This window comes from Roseovarius maritimus, from assembly GCF_043355895.2.
GTDB lineage: Bacteria > Pseudomonadota > Alphaproteobacteria > Rhodobacterales > Rhodobacteraceae > Roseovarius > Roseovarius maritimus.
On the sequence record NZ_JBHFPF020000006.1, the window covers coordinates 194,731 to 209,247 of the forward strand.

The following is a 14,517-nucleotide window of genomic DNA, read 5'->3' on the forward strand; positions in this document are numbered from 1 at the left end:
TCTCAAGCGGTAACACCGCCGAGGGGAGATCAGCAAGCTTGCTAGGTAGGACCAAGCAGCGTGTGCCCTCTCACAATATCGGAACAAAGAAGAGCAAACAATTGAAGGGTGAGCAATGTCGCGTTTCGAAATCCTCTATGACGAACCACAAGAAGCGTATTGGTTTCGCAACCTACACCCTGATCTCGCTGACGCTCGCGAAGCCCCAATCACGGGGGCTCGCAACAGGCCAGAAGTGAGCAAAGTGCTTTCCTACGACCGACCGGACGTCGTTCTGTTGGATAACGGGCATCCGATCTTGGTTGTTGAGGAGACGGTAGAGGTGCCTAGCGGCCATAATGTAGGTCAACGCTTCGCACGAATAGCCGCAGCCGCGGAGTGTGGTGTTCCGTGCCTATACTTCGGTCCCTATGTCGCGAAGAAACACGGCGGTGACACAGCAGGTCCACGATATATGAACCTGCGATTGTTCCACGCCTTGGATGCCATGGAGAGAGCAACCGGCTCAGCTGTTACCACCGTAAATTGGCCAGTAGATGACCAGTGTGAAGTGCGAAGGGATCCCCACAAAGACGACGACGTTCGCGCATATATGGCGACCTTCTTTGATGAGTATTATCAAACCGCCAATCTGGCCGGGCTAAACCGCGCCCTTATTGTATCCCAATTTCACGCAAGAATGGTGTCGGAGAGACAGGACTTCGCTCAGAATGAGGTTCGCTCACCTGAGCAATATAATGGACCACCGCCCTCGGTTGAAATCTTCTCGAGGCACTCCCTGCTTCCTCGCTTTAACTACATCGACGACATAGGCTTTCTCAAAGGTGAGGTAGTTCTCTACAACGTTGGAATGCAGAACATTCGCTCCGACCCCTACACAGGCATGTCAATTCTTTATCACTATCTATACGTTGCCGAACACGCCACTCGGGATCTCGTTTTATGGTTTCCGCACATATCCCACGATACATGGAAAACGGTTGCTTCCGGGCGAGAGCGGAAGGACATTCGGCTTTACCGCATTGCGGCAGATGCAATCTTGTTTTCTGACTCGTTAGTTCCCAAGGGCTCGCTTTGAGGTCTTGGGGTTAAGACGTACTAGAGCTGATTCTGGAAGAATAACAGGAACTCTGAACCCATCTTGTTTGCCCTGCGATTAACGCCGACCCGTTCTGCTGTCGCCACAAGTTCAAGGCGCGCGCTCTCGGCGAAATCAATTGTCATCTTCCTAAGGTCGATCTTTTCCCCTTTAACAACGGGATTTCCAACCATAAAGAACGCAAACTTTCCGGGTTTTAGGGTGCGATGACACTCCTTCATAAATAGCTGATAGTCGGCGGCAAACCTCTCAACGACATCTTTGGTTTGCCTTTTTCCGCCTGTGAGCGCCCTATCCAGCGACTTGGGGTCGTGGCCCAGCCACTTCAGACTCAACAGCCCATACTCAGCATAAGGGATCGAGCCAATATAGGGCGGATGAGTAACAATTGCGTCGACGCTATCGACTTCCACAGGCATATCTGTGGAGCTAGCGTTTATAATTTTCGGATGGTGCTTAGAGAGTGGTGTACCCTGCAACTCCCGCACCATCTCCGAAGCCTTTACCAGTGACCTCAGGAAAGGTCTGAGAGGTCGTGGCCTTTCAGGACGACGCTTGTCGAACATCACATTGGGGTAGCCCGACGCCGCGTTGCTACTCTTTCGGAGAATGTCACTAAACGCCACGATGGCCAAATTGCGAATGTCTTGATCGGCGATGTTTTGTATTTGCTCCTCGAGGAACAAGAGGTCCTTCAATACTTGGTCATTGAACCATTTTCTAAACCATTCATCATTCCATTTCTCATTTCCCTCCAAACCCACGGACTGATCCAAGGTATCCGAAGAGAAAAGCGGCAAGGGCTCAGAAGTCAGTGCCTCTCGTTCCGAAACAGCCTTCTTGAGACGAGTAACTTGCTCGTCCAAAGCTGAAACGTCGATTGGTGTGGTCTTTACCTTCGCGATTAACGCTGCTAACGGGCTTAGGTCGATACCAATCGAATTGCGCCCCAATAAAGCGGCCTCAAGCAAGGTTGTTCCTGATCCACAATAGGGATCAAGGATTGTGTCACTGTCTTTAGACAGAATTTCTATTGCTCGGGCTGCAATTTGCGGAATGAACTTGCCAGAATACCTATGGACGTTGTGCGTGAGGTTTTGGGTTTCCGCATCTACGTACTCCCAATCAGACGACTCCACCGCCGTGCGGACGCTATTAGCGTTTGGAAGAGTATTTAGCATCATATCAGCTCCCAACCAAGCTTGAGCCAACATCAAGTCGGCCCTCAAAGTAGCCAGAAGTCAGATCGACAACTCTTAAGTAGCTGATTTCGTGGACCGGCGGTGGAGCCGCGACGTCCGCACGAAATGCGAGAACAGGCAGAAGTTGTAGAGCTTCGACCGGCAGCAACTCTGGAAAATTGCGTTCATGGGCGAATTTTTTGAGAGACGCCAACAGGTCATGTCTTCTTGCAGATAGCAGATTCTCCAACTTGAGCCTATCAGGTTCACTGTAGAGGGCTTTTGCTTCGAAAATAGTCAACTGCCGCCCCTTTAAGGCGACAAGATCTGGGATCAACTCGCCGAGACTGTGCCGCCTTGGATCCGGACTGGCGTCGCGCGCAACTGCGGGGTCAACAACATTCAGTGGGTAGAGTTCATGATCTGAGCCGCCAGGAAATTCGCCCGCAATTAGAGTCCATCCACAAGCCTTCATAATCCTGCGCATGGCTAAGTGAATATGTCCTTCGGTCCAACGCACGACTATGCTCTCTCGAAGATTAGTATGTACTCTTCCTGAATGGTTCGCTCCTGCCAAGGAACCTGAGAGTTGCTGTTGTTGGTCTTAAGCTTGTGCCGCATTGCATCAATAATTTTCAGCCCGCAGCTTTCAAAAAGCTCAATAATGATTCTGTCCATCGGAATGATGGATTTTCCTAAACGCTTGTTTCCAATCACGAAGGCGACCTTGCCTCCAATTTTTGTCCAAACAGCGAGCTTTTGACCAACTGCCAACATGTCATCGCAAAATTGGAGCATGGAGAGACGGCGTAGGCGATACTTCCGATCTTCATCCACATCCGAAGCCAGGAAATAATCACGCATGGTAGAAGACACTCTTGTCGCACTAGAGCCTGCCTCGTGATGAATATCTTCAAGATACTCAGAGCCGATTGTTTTTTCTCGAGTGTCGTAGGGATCGTGTCCTAGATGAGAGATCAGCGAGCGATAGGACAACAAGTGTGTGCGCAGATAGCTGATCGCCTCGACACCGTATGGCGGTGAAGTTATCACAAAGTCAACGGATTGAGGGTCTAGGTCAACGTCGAGTACCGATGCTTCGATAACATCAATAATGTCTGGGCTTCCGATCAGATCAGCATGAGTCTTCACCGAAAGTTGGATGTCCTTTGACATCTTTTTCAAATGCCGCGCAACCAAGGCTTTAACGTCGACTTTTTCTCTAGGCTTCTTGCTGTACTCAGCTCGGACTACATCAACATCCACATTTCCGATGCTTCTCATCTTAGCTGACAGCGCGAGCAGCACGGCCTCTCTTTCGTATCCCGAAAGGGTCATGGCGTACTCAACAGCTATCGAGGTGCCTAAGAGAGCCGTTGGGTTGAACCATTTCTCATGGTTTTTGAACTGTGGGATTTGGTTTCCGACCCTTTCAAGCACGTCCAAATTTGTAAGGTTGTCCGCATCCGTGCCGGTTATCATCTCAGACCATTTCGCCTGATAAAAAAATTCAAATTCTTCTGCGCGTCGAGCGATGGCTTTCGGGTCATCCGGAAACCGCGACTTCGTTCTCGTCATCATCGCCGACAAAGGGCAAATCTCAATGCCGACAAATGGTATCCCCAGTAGCCGACACTCAACTGCTGTTGTTCCACTTCCCACGAATGGATCACAAACCAGGTGAGAAGGACGCGCCCCAAAGGCATTCAAGATGGAACGAACCATATGAGGCGGAAAGCGCCCTACATATCGATGCCAACCGTGTGGTCCGTAGTTCGAATTCCAAGAGACTGCGGTCGGTTTGGGGCGTTCCAGCAAGTGCTGCGCTGGAGCACCTAGTCCTTCGACCTCTTCGACCAGTGAGTAACGCTGTGTGCATTCTATGTCGTCAGACATTCCCGCTGCCTGCATCTCCAAAAGACGCTTGTGGAACTCAGTCTGGTCTGGTGGACCGTTGCGTACGCAGGGAGCAGGTACGACTGATAGCTGCCCAGACTGCGTCTTCAGGTCGATTTTTGCGTCTGAGCGCAGGTTCAGTGCGAGCTGCCTAGATGCAGCCGAAGTTTCCCCCTTCTGCAATCTGGAACGGGACCTCGCGTTCGTGTCCGCTTCATCGACTTTGCCGAAACCTATGCTCTCCAAGGTGTCAGCGTCTTGTCTGGAAGGCCGAGCGGTGTCGGTTTCCCACCGATATAGTGTGATGGCCTTGACGCCAATTCGTTCGGCAAGCGCACCGCGATCCAAGTTCAATTGTTCGCGGAAGGCTCGAAGGCGCTCAGGGAACGGCAGGGCCGTAGTCTCTTCCTGTGATTCTTGTTTCGAAGGCATGTTAGAGGCCACGTACCGCTCCAGTTCTTTCTATTGTTGAGCGCTGGCGGCCCGACATCGATTCCCGACCTAAGTTGCCTTGACCAAGCGCTGCGGTGTTTCTCGCATAAAGCTAGTGGCAGGATCAACTTCGAACACAAAATCTACAGCGATAGAGCAAGCGTGATTGCTAGCTCCCCAAGTCTGTACGCTTAGATGTCCCGACGATCACACCCCTCGCTTCCTTCTCGGCGGCTGATCCCTTCATCCATTGCCACGGGGTGCGCGGCTTTCTCGCCTTCGCCAATTCGGGGTTTGCCTTGGCGTCGCTGGCGGCGGCGCGCAGGCGTTCGCGGGCTTCGCGCGGGTCGATCTTGAGTTCGTCGCAGATAGCCTTGAGCGTTACATTGTCGGTCATATCGATCTCCTAAGTTGCTGATGAAGATCGATAAGACGAAGACTCGCGTCTTGTCAGTGACAACCCTCGAAATCCTTTAGTTTTCCCACGGCTGCTGCTACTCCTGTTCTCGACATGGCAGACGCGGCCATGTTGGGGCTTGGAAACCCCTCGATAGCTAGGCCGAGCAATCGGCTGAACACCTTTGACCTATGGTCGGGGTGCCTGTGTTATACAACAGGCCCCGGCTAAAGGCACAGGGTCCGTGCTATCGCGGATTTCCAACACCCCGATCACCAGTCAATTGCGAGGGCGCTCGCAGATCGGGGTCTCTTGGAACTGGCACTGTCCCATCCCGTCGCGTGGAGCGACCGCGCAAGCCTGCCTGACCTTGCAGGTGTGTATGTGATCGCGCGCGGCGATCCGGCGGGCACAGTCTATATCGGGCGGACGTGGGGAGCGAAAGGGATACGCAACCGGATTCGGGCATTTCACAGGTCGGCTACGACCGGGCAGAGAGGTCATGCAGGGGGTGTCACCTTTCACGGTGTGTTCGAGGGCGACACGTCCGGCCTGTTCGTCACGGTGCACCTGCCCGATGGCGTCGACTCCAAGCCGGAAATCCTGCATCCCTATATTGCCTATGCCGAGCGCCGGTTTATCTGGGAGCATGTTGAATTGTATGGCGGGTTGCCGATGTGCAACTCGGAATGATCTTTAATGATCGGTCGAATCGGGTTTTTGTATGCTTTGGGAGAGTCTCGTTAGGTATTTTGCTACCCAATCGAAACCCGTTTTGGATCACTGTAATACGATCGATATCCACGCTAGTTGAAAAGATTCAGTTTTTCAGGACCGGCGCGCGCGGGATTCACTGATTGTTAGTCAACGGATCGTGTTTTTGCCGCCCGGATCACTTGCTCACAATGCCTGTATGTATCGGCATTATGAGCAAGTGAGCGTCACGGCCAAGGTTGATCAACTCCCTATGGCAACGACCAGACCGACTCCTTTCCATCTTTTGACTTTCTGACACCCAATGTTTCTGCGGCACGCCTTAAGGTCATCTGGCTGATACCGTTTTCCTTAGCTTTGTGGTCCAGTACTTTTTTTTTGGCTGAGCCTTTGCGCAAAAGACCTTCCAACCAAATGGTCGCAGTGTCACGCTCCTTCGGCGGACGCCCCCTATCCCCTTCAGGGCCAGCGAGAACATCGTCAGCAAACAGCTCCGGCTCACTTGGGTGCCAAACGATGCGTGGGTGAGATCGGGGCCCCGTGTTTTCCATCTTGAATACTATGGTCGGCCCCAACTCAGAATAGTTCGCTTTTGCATGTGCAACCGCCCGCTTTTCACGGTCATTAGGGTGGATACCAAGAATTAACCCTGATCGTACGCGCGCCGATATCGAAATCGAACCTATCCCTTGGTGCATAGCTTGATCCGCTCTGGCTTTTCTCAGATGTCTTACAATTAGGATGGCTGTATCAAAGTCACGGGCGAGTTGGTCCAGCTGCACCATGAAATGCATCGTTTCGTTCGCCTTGTTTCCATCGGTGCCTTCTTTCATGAAGGCAATAATAGGGTCGATGATCACGAGGGCAGGGGTGTTAGCGGTCAACTCCTGACGGAGTAATGCCATGCCACGCTCGTCCAGAGTGAACGGCTCCTCTTGATACCTGATCTTGGAAACGTCAGCTTCCGCCTTCATAAGCCTTGGCTTCAATACACGTGAAGCATCGTCTTCTGCGGACATGAAAAGAACAGAACCCTTCTCAATCTGGTCAAGGAATGGAGGCGGCTTTCCGGTAGTTACTGCCGATGCGATGGCTGCCGTAAATGTGGACTTCCCCACGCCCATATGCCCGTCCAGCACCGTGGTTGCACCCTTTACGATGTAGGGGTGGGCAAGAAATTCAACCTCGGATTCCTCAACGTCACCCAGCCAGCCGAATGCATCTTCGTGCCCTGCTTCATATTTGGCGACACTTGCTGCGATGCGGTCAACCTCGTCGTGATCTAGCGGCGGGTTGCAAACTGATACGTTGAGGGCCTGCAGGGCAGCCGAAATGGCGGTTTCTCCAAGCCCCCGATACCTCAGGAAGCCCGCAATCCCGGTCAGTTCGTTGTTGCGACCACCAGCTTTGATTTTGACCTTATTAGCGAGTGATACAGATTGTTTGCTGACCCGTTCCAAAGACCGGATGAAACTCGCTGGCAACGGCGTAATCGGCTTTTTTGTCCGTATCCATCTGTAACGCTTACCAGATTTGTGCATGCTTGGCGGTACCACGATGTACCCATTCGCGTCGTCCTTAATATCGACTTGCGGTAGGGATACCTTTGCTTTGGGGAGCGTCTGCGTTAGCTTAAAATAGTGGTGTTGACCTCGGCCAGTGCGAACCGTGGGGGTATTTTTCAAGTTTAAATCTCGAAGTGCTGCTTCACCCTCGGGCCCATCGACGTCTAGTGCGACCAAGTTGGAGGGCAGTATTACCCCTAGATTAGCGTTTGGGTGCTTGGCGAAGGCTTGACGGATCTTTCCTACGTTGTTGGTGGCGCTGTTTTGACCTTTCGGAAACAGTTCGGCGATGGGGTGCTTGCCGGAGTTGCGACACCGGGGCTTCCCACAGGTGCATTTTCCATTCGCGTATATACCGTGCAAAGCGATGATTTTTGCGCCTTGTTTTACCCACGCGAGCGCAGCTTTAGTGATCGAGGACGACTTCATGTCACCCTCGACACGAAATGAATTTCGCATCGTATTTTTCCTTTATAGGTGATCAGTAGTCGGTGTAATGGGTGTGAGCGCGCTCGGCGGCACGTTCAGTGAGCCAACTCTCGATTTCTGACAGAAACCATGCAACGCTGGTTCCCGCCATTCTGATGCGCCTGGGAAAGCGCCCACGCGCCTCCCAGCGCAATAGCGTCGTATTGCTCACAATGATGCCAAGGCGCTTCAAGTCGTCGCGTGTTGCCAAGGTCTTGTTTGCTATGCTGTCTGTCATGATTTTCCCTTTCTGGTTAAAGGGAACCGGTTCCTAACAAAGCATTGTCATATATCGCGGCATACAGCACTTCGTTCCTATGAACGGAACTGCCTCAATCAGCGGCGTTCTGTTCATTCGTATATTCGATAGGCCGCCACAGCCGCCTGTATCTGTCTGTTCAGGCTCTCAAACCGCTTTGGGTCTTTTGAGAATTTGGAGTAGTAAGCAGCGAGAAATGGTCGCGTCGAAGCCCGAATGAAATCAGGATATTCACCGTCTATATGACTTAATGATGCGGAACGCTTCACGTGCTCAAGACCTATGAGGTCGATGAATACCTCGGTCATTCCATCTACAACTAATTGCACGGTTCGGGCGTGCGCTGTCGGCTTCCCACCTTCGGCGGGTACGCCGTAAATAGCTTGAACTAAATTACGAAGTCCCAAGATCGCGCTTTGGGTCTCATGCACCCTTTGCCGCACTTCTGAGGCGGGCACTAATCGCAAAGAACCTGCTTTATCCGAGCGAAAAACGACTGGTGTCAAAAAATCATCTGAGTTTGCTAGTTCCGAGGCTAGACGGCGGCACAAAATGTCAACTCTGCTTGCCCATTTTTGCTTTTGTGCCGGTGTGGCTGCGCCACCTACAAAATCAAAAAATGAGAGGAGATATTCGGCTGTGGCAGCGAGTTGCAGGCGAAGCGCATCAATCTTATCTGGGTTCTTAAGCTTTATCGATTTTGCAATCTCGGTCGTCGTATCTTGTGTGTAAATTTCGGACCAGGGGTTTAGGCTAGGCGGGTAATTCTTGCTGGTTTCTCCGACCCATCGTTCAGGGACGATGCTGCCTTGCAACTGGCTGATCATTCTTGGCCGCTCTGATTTCTTCGATACGCTCATTCCAGTTGCCCAACGCCTCGCGCTTTTCGTCTGCATATGAGTAAACATTGTAGATAGCAGCCACACCCGAGACTACACCAGTCTTGTGGTTCAGCAACGCCTCGGTAACGGGCTGCGGGACGCCCAGCATCGCCATGTTTGTTGACATCGTGCGGCGTAGGTCGTGAATGATCCACGGTTCCGTGGCATCAGGCAGTGCCTTGTCGAGCCGCTTTTTCAGGCGACCAAACCCCGATACTGGCGATTTGCCGCCCGTCGTGAAAACGAAATCCGATCCAAGAAATCTTGGCACCTTGCGCAGGACGGTCAGCATGGCGTCAGTGATCGGAACAGTGTGCTGCCTACCGTTCTTGGCGCGCTGCGAAGGCAGGGTCCACAGGCGTTTTTCTAGGTCGAGTTCTGACCAGCGCATTTCAGCGACCTCGGCGCGTCTCTGACCGCTTAGGATCAGCAGCTTCATGCAGTCCCCAAAAGGATAGCCTTCGGCGTCGCAGGCCGCCCACAGCGCGCCTATCTCCTCATCCGACACCACGCGCTCGCGCGACCGCTCCTTCGACAACGGTTTCATCCCGGCGATGGGGGATGCATCGATCATGCCGCGCTCGACGCACCAGCCCATGAGGTGCTTGAGATGAGCAAGCGCACGGTTGGCGCTGACCGGCGCGGATTTGTGGATGGTATCACAAGCTTTCACCACGTCGGCGCGCTTGATCTCGTCGATCCTCTTGCCATGCAGGGTCGTAAACTTCGCCAGCAGGGCTTCCTTGCGCTTCCAGTCACGGTTGTGAACTTTGGCGTGCTTCTCGGTGTAGTCGGGGATCACGTCGCCCAGCTTGGGCTTGGTTTCCACCTCGATGCCCGTGCGATCCTCGAACCGTCCCGTCTCGATTTCGTAAAGAACCTGTCGCACCCGTTCACGCGCCTCGGCCAGCGACACGACGCCGAACCGCCCGATGGTCAGGCGACGCATCTTGCTGTTGATGCGCTTGTGCAGGCAAAATGTCTTGGTGCCGGACGTGCTGATGCGCAGGACGAGACCCGGCATCAACCCGTCCCGGATATCGAGACGTTTCGACGGGTTGGGTCTCTGCCCTTCTATGAACTTGGTGGTGAGCTTGCGTTTCATATGCCCATGATAAGATGAGTGGATGAGCCGCGTCAGGGACAATCCTAGATGCGTTGAGGCGAGATGGCTCGCTCTGCACTGGCGGTCTGGTGAGTCTGGTGCTTTTGGACGGCTTCAATCGTTGGTTGACTTCGTGTCTATATGGACGACATTCTCCGGTTGCGTTTCAGAGCATAAGGCAGCGCCTGACGCCGTGTTTCATGTCTGCCAACAACAAACCGGCACCAGATCGAGTAGTCTGGGAAAGGCCGAGGCAATTTTGCACTGGAGAGTGTGATGCCATCTTTGGACCAATCGAATTTGCCAGTGGTCGATCAAGATCACCTGCTTGAAGTCTACGAAAACGAAATCGAAGTTGAATATCGAGGTGAGCGGTATCTCGTTCGCGATAACGGCGCGGTTTATCGCTTCAATGAATATCGAAAGCGCGCCCGTCCACTGGACAAAACGTGGACCTTCGGGCGCCAAAACCTAACAACTGGGTATCAGTATCTGTCGGGTGTCCCTGTTCACCGCATTGTTTGCTCTGCATTTCACGGCGAGCCGCCCACACATCAGCACGTGGTGGATCACATCGACACCAACCGAGCGAACAACCGACCGGAAAACTTGCGATGGCTGACGAGATTAGAAAACGCCCTGTTGAATGAGATCACCGCGCGACGCATTGAACTGGTCTACGGTTCAATCGAGGCTTTCCTAGCTGATCCGTCAAAGATCCAAAGTGAAGCTTCCTATCCAGACGTATCGTGGATGCGAACTGTATCGAAAGACGAGGCCGCCAAAACAAAGTCACGCTTCGAAGCGTGGGCACAAAGCGGTTCGGTTCCCAGTGGAGGCGCAATTGGTGAATGGCTGTACGGTACTGCTGAACGTGCGGATTTCGAGCCGGACCCAGAAGAGTACGAGTCTCTCACCCCTTCGGTCATCCAAGTTCGCTGGCGGGTGCCAACGGAATTTCCCGAATGCCCAACGGAAGTGACCGACGATGCGCTGGAGCGCTATGCAGAAAGCCTTGTGTTCGGAAGGGTGTTCGCACGAAATGACATCTACCAGAGCTTGGTGGTTCAACGATCTCTTGTCGAAGATGCATTGATCGTCCTGACCCACAACCCGGGGCCAAATGCGATCAAAGACTGGGCGGTAGCGCAAATCTCGGTTCGTGGTGAGTTCTTCCACCATCGAAGCGAGCATCAGTACTTTTCGCTCCAAGGTGCGCTGAAGACATATTGTGAACTGTCCGGGGACAGCTATGAAGAATGCATAGATGACTACTGCTGAGCCGAAGGGGAAAGGGCGCTGATGACAACTGTTTGTGGCTACTGAAAGAACACGGGGGAAGCCCAATCGAAAATGTCACCAGGAGCATTGAAGTTTTCAAGGCGTTCCATCATTTCGCCTTCGAACTGGTCTCGCAGCGCCGCAACACGTTGCTCCCAAGGTTCTCGAACTCGTTTTAGGGTTTCAGAAAATGCACCAAAATGGTCACTTTGCGCAGCGATCAACTCGGAACAAATTGTCAAACCAAAGGCTGAAGCCACTCGGGGCTCAACGGGCCAAATGTGGGAAACAGCCGCTTGTGCTGGTGAGGCCAATGAAGGTGCGAGCCCCAGTTTTTGTATCCCACCCAAGCCATCTGAAACGCCGCCATCACAAATGTTCAAACAAAGAAGGCGCCTCCCTTCATTTTCTGGGTGAAGGCCAACTAGGTCGTCTACAGCAACGATCTCACCGTGATTTACGAGGATTTTTGAGGAACCAAGTTGCCAGTGGTCGAAGACTCCATGCCCTATTACATGGATGAAGTCATAGGCAGGATCGCGGTACATTGCGAAGAAGTCATCTCGACCACGCTGACGCCCAAGATAGACATGTGCTTCGACACCGTGCCGTTGCAGAAATTCCGACGCCGAGGCCGCCTCCATTTCAGAATACCAATCATCACATGAAGCCCAGATGGCGGCCCGCCGAATTGGGCGATCTGGAAGCGGTGTCCGTAGACTCGAACTCAAAGGCCAGCATTCATTCGCCTCCCGCGACAGCAGCGCCTGAAGCGGGTGAAGGTTGTGAGGATAACATGTAAAGGCGGGTGATCCAGCCAGCTTCTCAACTAGAACAGGGACATTGTAGAAGTCAGTCAGTGCCTCTTCAAACACATTCGCAGAATCTCTGTTCGGCTGCCCGGGACGCCCCGGAACTTGATAAAGTTCAGGACCAGCTTGTACGGTTCGTGTCATACCCAATGCGTTGTTGGTAGCTTCATTCATCGCTTCTACCACCTCGGTCGCTCCGGAAAATTTTCCTCGAAAATTGATCAGTTCAGGGTCGTTCCCGAGAAACCCAACGCCGGAAATAGCAGTCGGCAAAACGACACTGCACCCGGCAGAAGCTGTTTCAATTTCACCGCCATACCAAGCGGCGATAATTTTCGCAAAGTCTCCCGCTCGATCATTATCCAACGAGAATTTTGCCACAGGGCTCAACAGGCTGGACCGCTGATCGAGAGCGATCGCCCAGTCTGTATAGGCCGGGAAGCTGTCTCGAACTCGATCTGAGTAGTCTTGGGCCGTCTCGATCAAGCGGACTACATTCTCATCCCAATCTTCCACGTTTTCGAGAGATGCAAAGAGGTACTGAAAGGGTTCGTGGTTAAACAGGAAGTCGGCGTAGTCTCGCAGTACGATCTTTGCCCACTTGTGGTGCTCCTCGCCGATCAAGTCGCAGCTCCGTGAGGAAAACGCCTTGGCGATCATAGCTTTGTTGTCTCTGGGCAATGCATCGACATCATACAAGCCTCTCAAAGCGGCTGCGACGCCAGCCGCGCTTCGATGCCCCGTGTCTCTACCCCAGCACATCAGGCTCACCGCAGCTTTTGTTTTTAGAGTCCTATTGGCGGGCAGCTTGAAAACCGTCGCTTCTAAAAGCGGAGCAATCCTGACAGCAGGAGTTTGCAGTGCGGATTGATGGCGGCAGTAATAGAAGAAACCATCCGTCCATTCCAAAAACGTGTTCGGAAAGCTGTTAGGCAACACGTCCACCAAAGCTCCGATGAAACGAAATGGCCGTCCGTCAAAGAACTTTCGTGTAGCACTAGATTCTACGCTGTCACTTAGGCCGTTATGTATCCAGTCGAAAGCACTATCAAAGCGACCTCGCTGAATCGCAACCATCATTGGCGCAATCGATATTTCGAACTGAAGATATTCGAGCAGAAGGCGCTCGACGTCGCCGGTTGCGTTCGCCTGAGCTTGAATGATCTCTTCCGCAACTGCGGCACTGACTCGATGGAGTTCGTCAAACGATGTGGCCTGAGCAGCAGCTTGTAGGTTGTTCAATTCAAACAGCAATCCCGGCACCTGAGGCGCTGAGATGGGACATTCCACATCAGGAAGCATAAAGCCGTAGTCCGCAGAGAGCTTTCGCCAGCTTGATAAATCGTACAATCGCAGTCTCTCAAGAAATCTGATCAAACGGCTACTGCATTGGGTATGTAGATAGCCTCGTGATGCAACCGTAGAGAGATTTGTGGGCGGTTTGAATAGCGAAGCTTTAGTACCGTCGGCGGAGCTAACGATTTTTGCGGCATTCAAGTATACCGGCTTCGCCCAATTGCCGGGAACTGAGACGCAAACGGTAGTTGCGTGGTCTCCTCAAGCACCTCGGGTATCACTGGGGTAGCAGGAGCGGTGAGCTTGAATGCTCCGGCGTGAGACGGGTCGAGACGATCTGCCAAGCGCAAAGGTTAAGGTTTTCAATCGGCTACGTTGCAGGTTGAGTGATCCTGAGACAGCGCGCGCGGATCACAAGGCTAATTGAAAATCCTCGTGTCGGTGGTTCGATTCCGCCCCCGGGCACCACTTCAACTTCCAGCAACGTCCAGTGATGCCCAACTTGTTGTAATGGTTGAATTCCGAGTCCAGTGATGTCCACCTAAAACCAGTGACAGCGACAAGAGTAGGGGGTACATTATAGGGTACCTGTAATTTGACTCCGGTTTTTCAATGCCCCTCGCCGATGTCGCCATTCGCAACCTTAAGTCTAGAGTAAAGCCTTTCAAGGCAACCGACTCGCACGGTCTCTACTTGCTGGTAAACCCAACAGGGTCAAAGCTTTGGCGGTTCAAGTACCGTTTCAACGGCAAGGAGAAACTGCTGGCGCTCGGCAGCTACCCACTCGTTGGTCTCAAGCTAGCGAGGGAAAAACGCGACGAGGCGCGCCTTTTGCTCGTCGAGGGGTATGATCCATCGGTCGAACGGAAGCGTAGAAAGCGCCAGGAATTCCTCGAGCAAGGCATCTCCTTTTCGGACCTGGCCGCGGAGTATCTCGACAAGTTGCGCCGCGAAGGACGGGCCGCGCAGACCCTCAAGAAACTGGAGTGGATCGTGTCGCTTGCCGAGGCGCGTCTTGGTGACATGGAAGTGAAAGACATCGAGACGCAGGACATGTGGATCAGCATGCAACTTTGACCCCTGTATTGGGGTGATCGGCGTCCAAAAGTGACCCCCCTGATAAATTTGGAT

13 protein-coding genes are annotated in these 14,517 nt (G+C 52.9%); 4 read left to right on the forward strand and 9 right to left on the reverse strand.

Annotated elements, in window-relative coordinates; genetic code table 11:
* The first annotated feature begins 115 nt into the window (after positions 1-115).
* The gene (locus ACEWPM_RS13035; protein WP_393962456.1) at positions 116-1,078 is read left to right on the forward strand and encodes a hypothetical protein; all 963 of its coding nucleotides are present in this window, start codon (positions 116-118) and stop codon (positions 1,076-1,078) included.
* Between the two features lie 20 nt (positions 1,079-1,098).
* On the opposite strand, the gene ACEWPM_RS13040 is transcribed toward ACEWPM_RS13035, so the two are convergent.
* From ACEWPM_RS13040 to ACEWPM_RS13055, 4 genes are all read right to left on the reverse strand, one after another.
* Entirely contained in the window at positions 1,099-2,313 is a 1,215-nt protein-coding gene (locus tag ACEWPM_RS13040; RefSeq protein WP_393962455.1) for a DNA methyltransferase, read from the reverse strand.
* Positions 2,285-2,800 (reverse strand): hypothetical protein, encoded by a 516-nt coding sequence (locus ACEWPM_RS13045; protein ID WP_393962454.1) that lies wholly within the window; start codon positions 2,798-2,800, stop codon positions 2,285-2,287. The genes ACEWPM_RS13040 and ACEWPM_RS13045 overlap by 29 nt, the downstream gene beginning before the upstream one ends.
* A 2-nt stretch (positions 2,801-2,802) precedes the next feature.
* Positions 2,803-4,620 carry a DNA methyltransferase gene (locus ACEWPM_RS13050; RefSeq protein ID WP_393962453.1) on the reverse strand — a complete coding sequence of 606 codons (1,818 nt, stop codon included), beginning with the start codon at positions 4,618-4,620 and terminating at the stop codon, positions 2,803-2,805.
* Between the two features lie 157 nt (positions 4,621-4,777).
* A complete protein-coding gene (locus tag ACEWPM_RS13055) occupies positions 4,778-5,005 on the reverse strand; it encodes a hypothetical protein (RefSeq protein ID WP_393962452.1) in 228 nt (75 codons plus the stop codon).
* A 312-nt stretch (positions 5,006-5,317) separates the two neighbouring features.
* Between ACEWPM_RS13055 and ACEWPM_RS13060 the strand changes: the two genes are divergently transcribed.
* Entirely contained in the window at positions 5,318-5,698 is a 381-nt protein-coding gene (locus ACEWPM_RS13060) for a hypothetical protein (protein WP_393962451.1), read from the forward strand.
* A 272-nt stretch (positions 5,699-5,970) separates the two neighbouring features.
* On the opposite strand, the gene ACEWPM_RS13065 is transcribed toward ACEWPM_RS13060, so the two are convergent.
* The 4 genes from ACEWPM_RS13065 to ACEWPM_RS13080 all read right to left on the reverse strand — a co-directional run bounded on the left by ACEWPM_RS13065 (position 5,971) and on the right by ACEWPM_RS13080 (position 9,997).
* Entirely contained in the window at positions 5,971-7,743 is a 1,773-nt protein-coding gene (locus ACEWPM_RS13065; RefSeq protein ID WP_393962450.1) for a bifunctional DNA primase/polymerase, read from the reverse strand.
* Positions 7,744-7,765: 22 nt separating this feature from the next.
* Positions 7,766-7,990, reverse strand: coding sequence for a helix-turn-helix transcriptional regulator (locus tag ACEWPM_RS13070; RefSeq protein WP_393962449.1), 225 nt, complete (start codon positions 7,988-7,990; stop codon positions 7,766-7,768).
* Positions 7,991-8,103: 113 nt separating this feature from the next.
* On the reverse strand, positions 8,104-8,838 hold the full coding sequence (locus tag ACEWPM_RS13075; RefSeq protein ID WP_393962448.1) for a hypothetical protein: 735 nt from the start codon (positions 8,836-8,838) through the stop codon (positions 8,104-8,106).
* Positions 8,804-9,997, reverse strand: a complete 1,194-nt coding sequence (locus ACEWPM_RS13080; RefSeq protein ID WP_393962447.1) for a tyrosine-type recombinase/integrase — start codon at positions 9,995-9,997, stop codon at positions 8,804-8,806. Before ACEWPM_RS13080 ends, ACEWPM_RS13075 begins: the two co-directional genes overlap by 35 nt.
* A gap of 276 nt (positions 9,998-10,273) precedes the next feature.
* On the opposite strand from ACEWPM_RS13080, the gene ACEWPM_RS13085 reads away from it, so the two are divergent.
* Positions 10,274-11,278, forward strand: a complete 1,005-nt coding sequence (locus ACEWPM_RS13085) for an HNH endonuclease signature motif containing protein (protein WP_393962446.1) — start codon at positions 10,274-10,276, stop codon at positions 11,276-11,278.
* Positions 11,279-11,316: 38 nt separating this feature from the next.
* Here ACEWPM_RS13085 and ACEWPM_RS13090 read toward each other — a convergent pair whose 3' ends face one another.
* Positions 11,317-13,440, reverse strand: a complete 2,124-nt coding sequence (locus tag ACEWPM_RS13090; protein WP_393962445.1) for a CHAT domain-containing protein — start codon at positions 13,438-13,440, stop codon at positions 11,317-11,319.
* 558 nt (positions 13,441-13,998) lie between these two features.
* Between ACEWPM_RS13090 and ACEWPM_RS13095 the strand changes: the two genes are divergently transcribed.
* Positions 13,999-14,463, forward strand: a complete 465-nt coding sequence (locus ACEWPM_RS13095) for an Arm DNA-binding domain-containing protein (RefSeq protein ID WP_393962444.1) — start codon at positions 13,999-14,001, stop codon at positions 14,461-14,463.
* Positions 14,464-14,517: the final 54 nt, after the last annotated feature.

Excerpts from the sequence above, each read along its gene's own strand:
- ACEWPM_RS13035 (WP_393962456.1), top strand. The coding sequence starts at position 116 with ATGTCGCGTTTCGAAATCCTCTATGACGAACCACAAGAAGCGTATTGG.
- ACEWPM_RS13040 (WP_393962455.1), bottom strand. The coding sequence starts at position 2,313 with ATGTTGGCTCAAGCTTGGTTGGGAGCTGATATGATGCTAAATACTCTT.
- ACEWPM_RS13055 (WP_393962452.1), bottom strand. The coding sequence starts at position 5,005 with ATGACCGACAATGTAACGCTCAAGGCTATCTGCGACGAACTCAAGATC.
- ACEWPM_RS13065 (WP_393962450.1), bottom strand. The coding sequence starts at position 7,743 with ATGCGAAATTCATTTCGTGTCGAGGGTGACATGAAGTCGTCCTCGATC.
- ACEWPM_RS13070 (WP_393962449.1), bottom strand. The coding sequence starts at position 7,990 with ATGACAGACAGCATAGCAAACAAGACCTTGGCAACACGCGACGACTTG.
- ACEWPM_RS13075 (WP_393962448.1), bottom strand. The coding sequence starts at position 8,838 with ATGATCAGCCAGTTGCAAGGCAGCATCGTCCCTGAACGATGGGTCGGA.
- ACEWPM_RS13080 (WP_393962447.1), bottom strand. The coding sequence starts at position 9,997 with ATGAAACGCAAGCTCACCACCAAGTTCATAGAAGGGCAGAGACCCAAC.
- ACEWPM_RS13085 (WP_393962446.1), top strand. The coding sequence starts at position 10,274 with ATGCCATCTTTGGACCAATCGAATTTGCCAGTGGTCGATCAAGATCAC.
- ACEWPM_RS13095 (WP_393962444.1), top strand. The coding sequence starts at position 13,999 with ATGCCCCTCGCCGATGTCGCCATTCGCAACCTTAAGTCTAGAGTAAAG.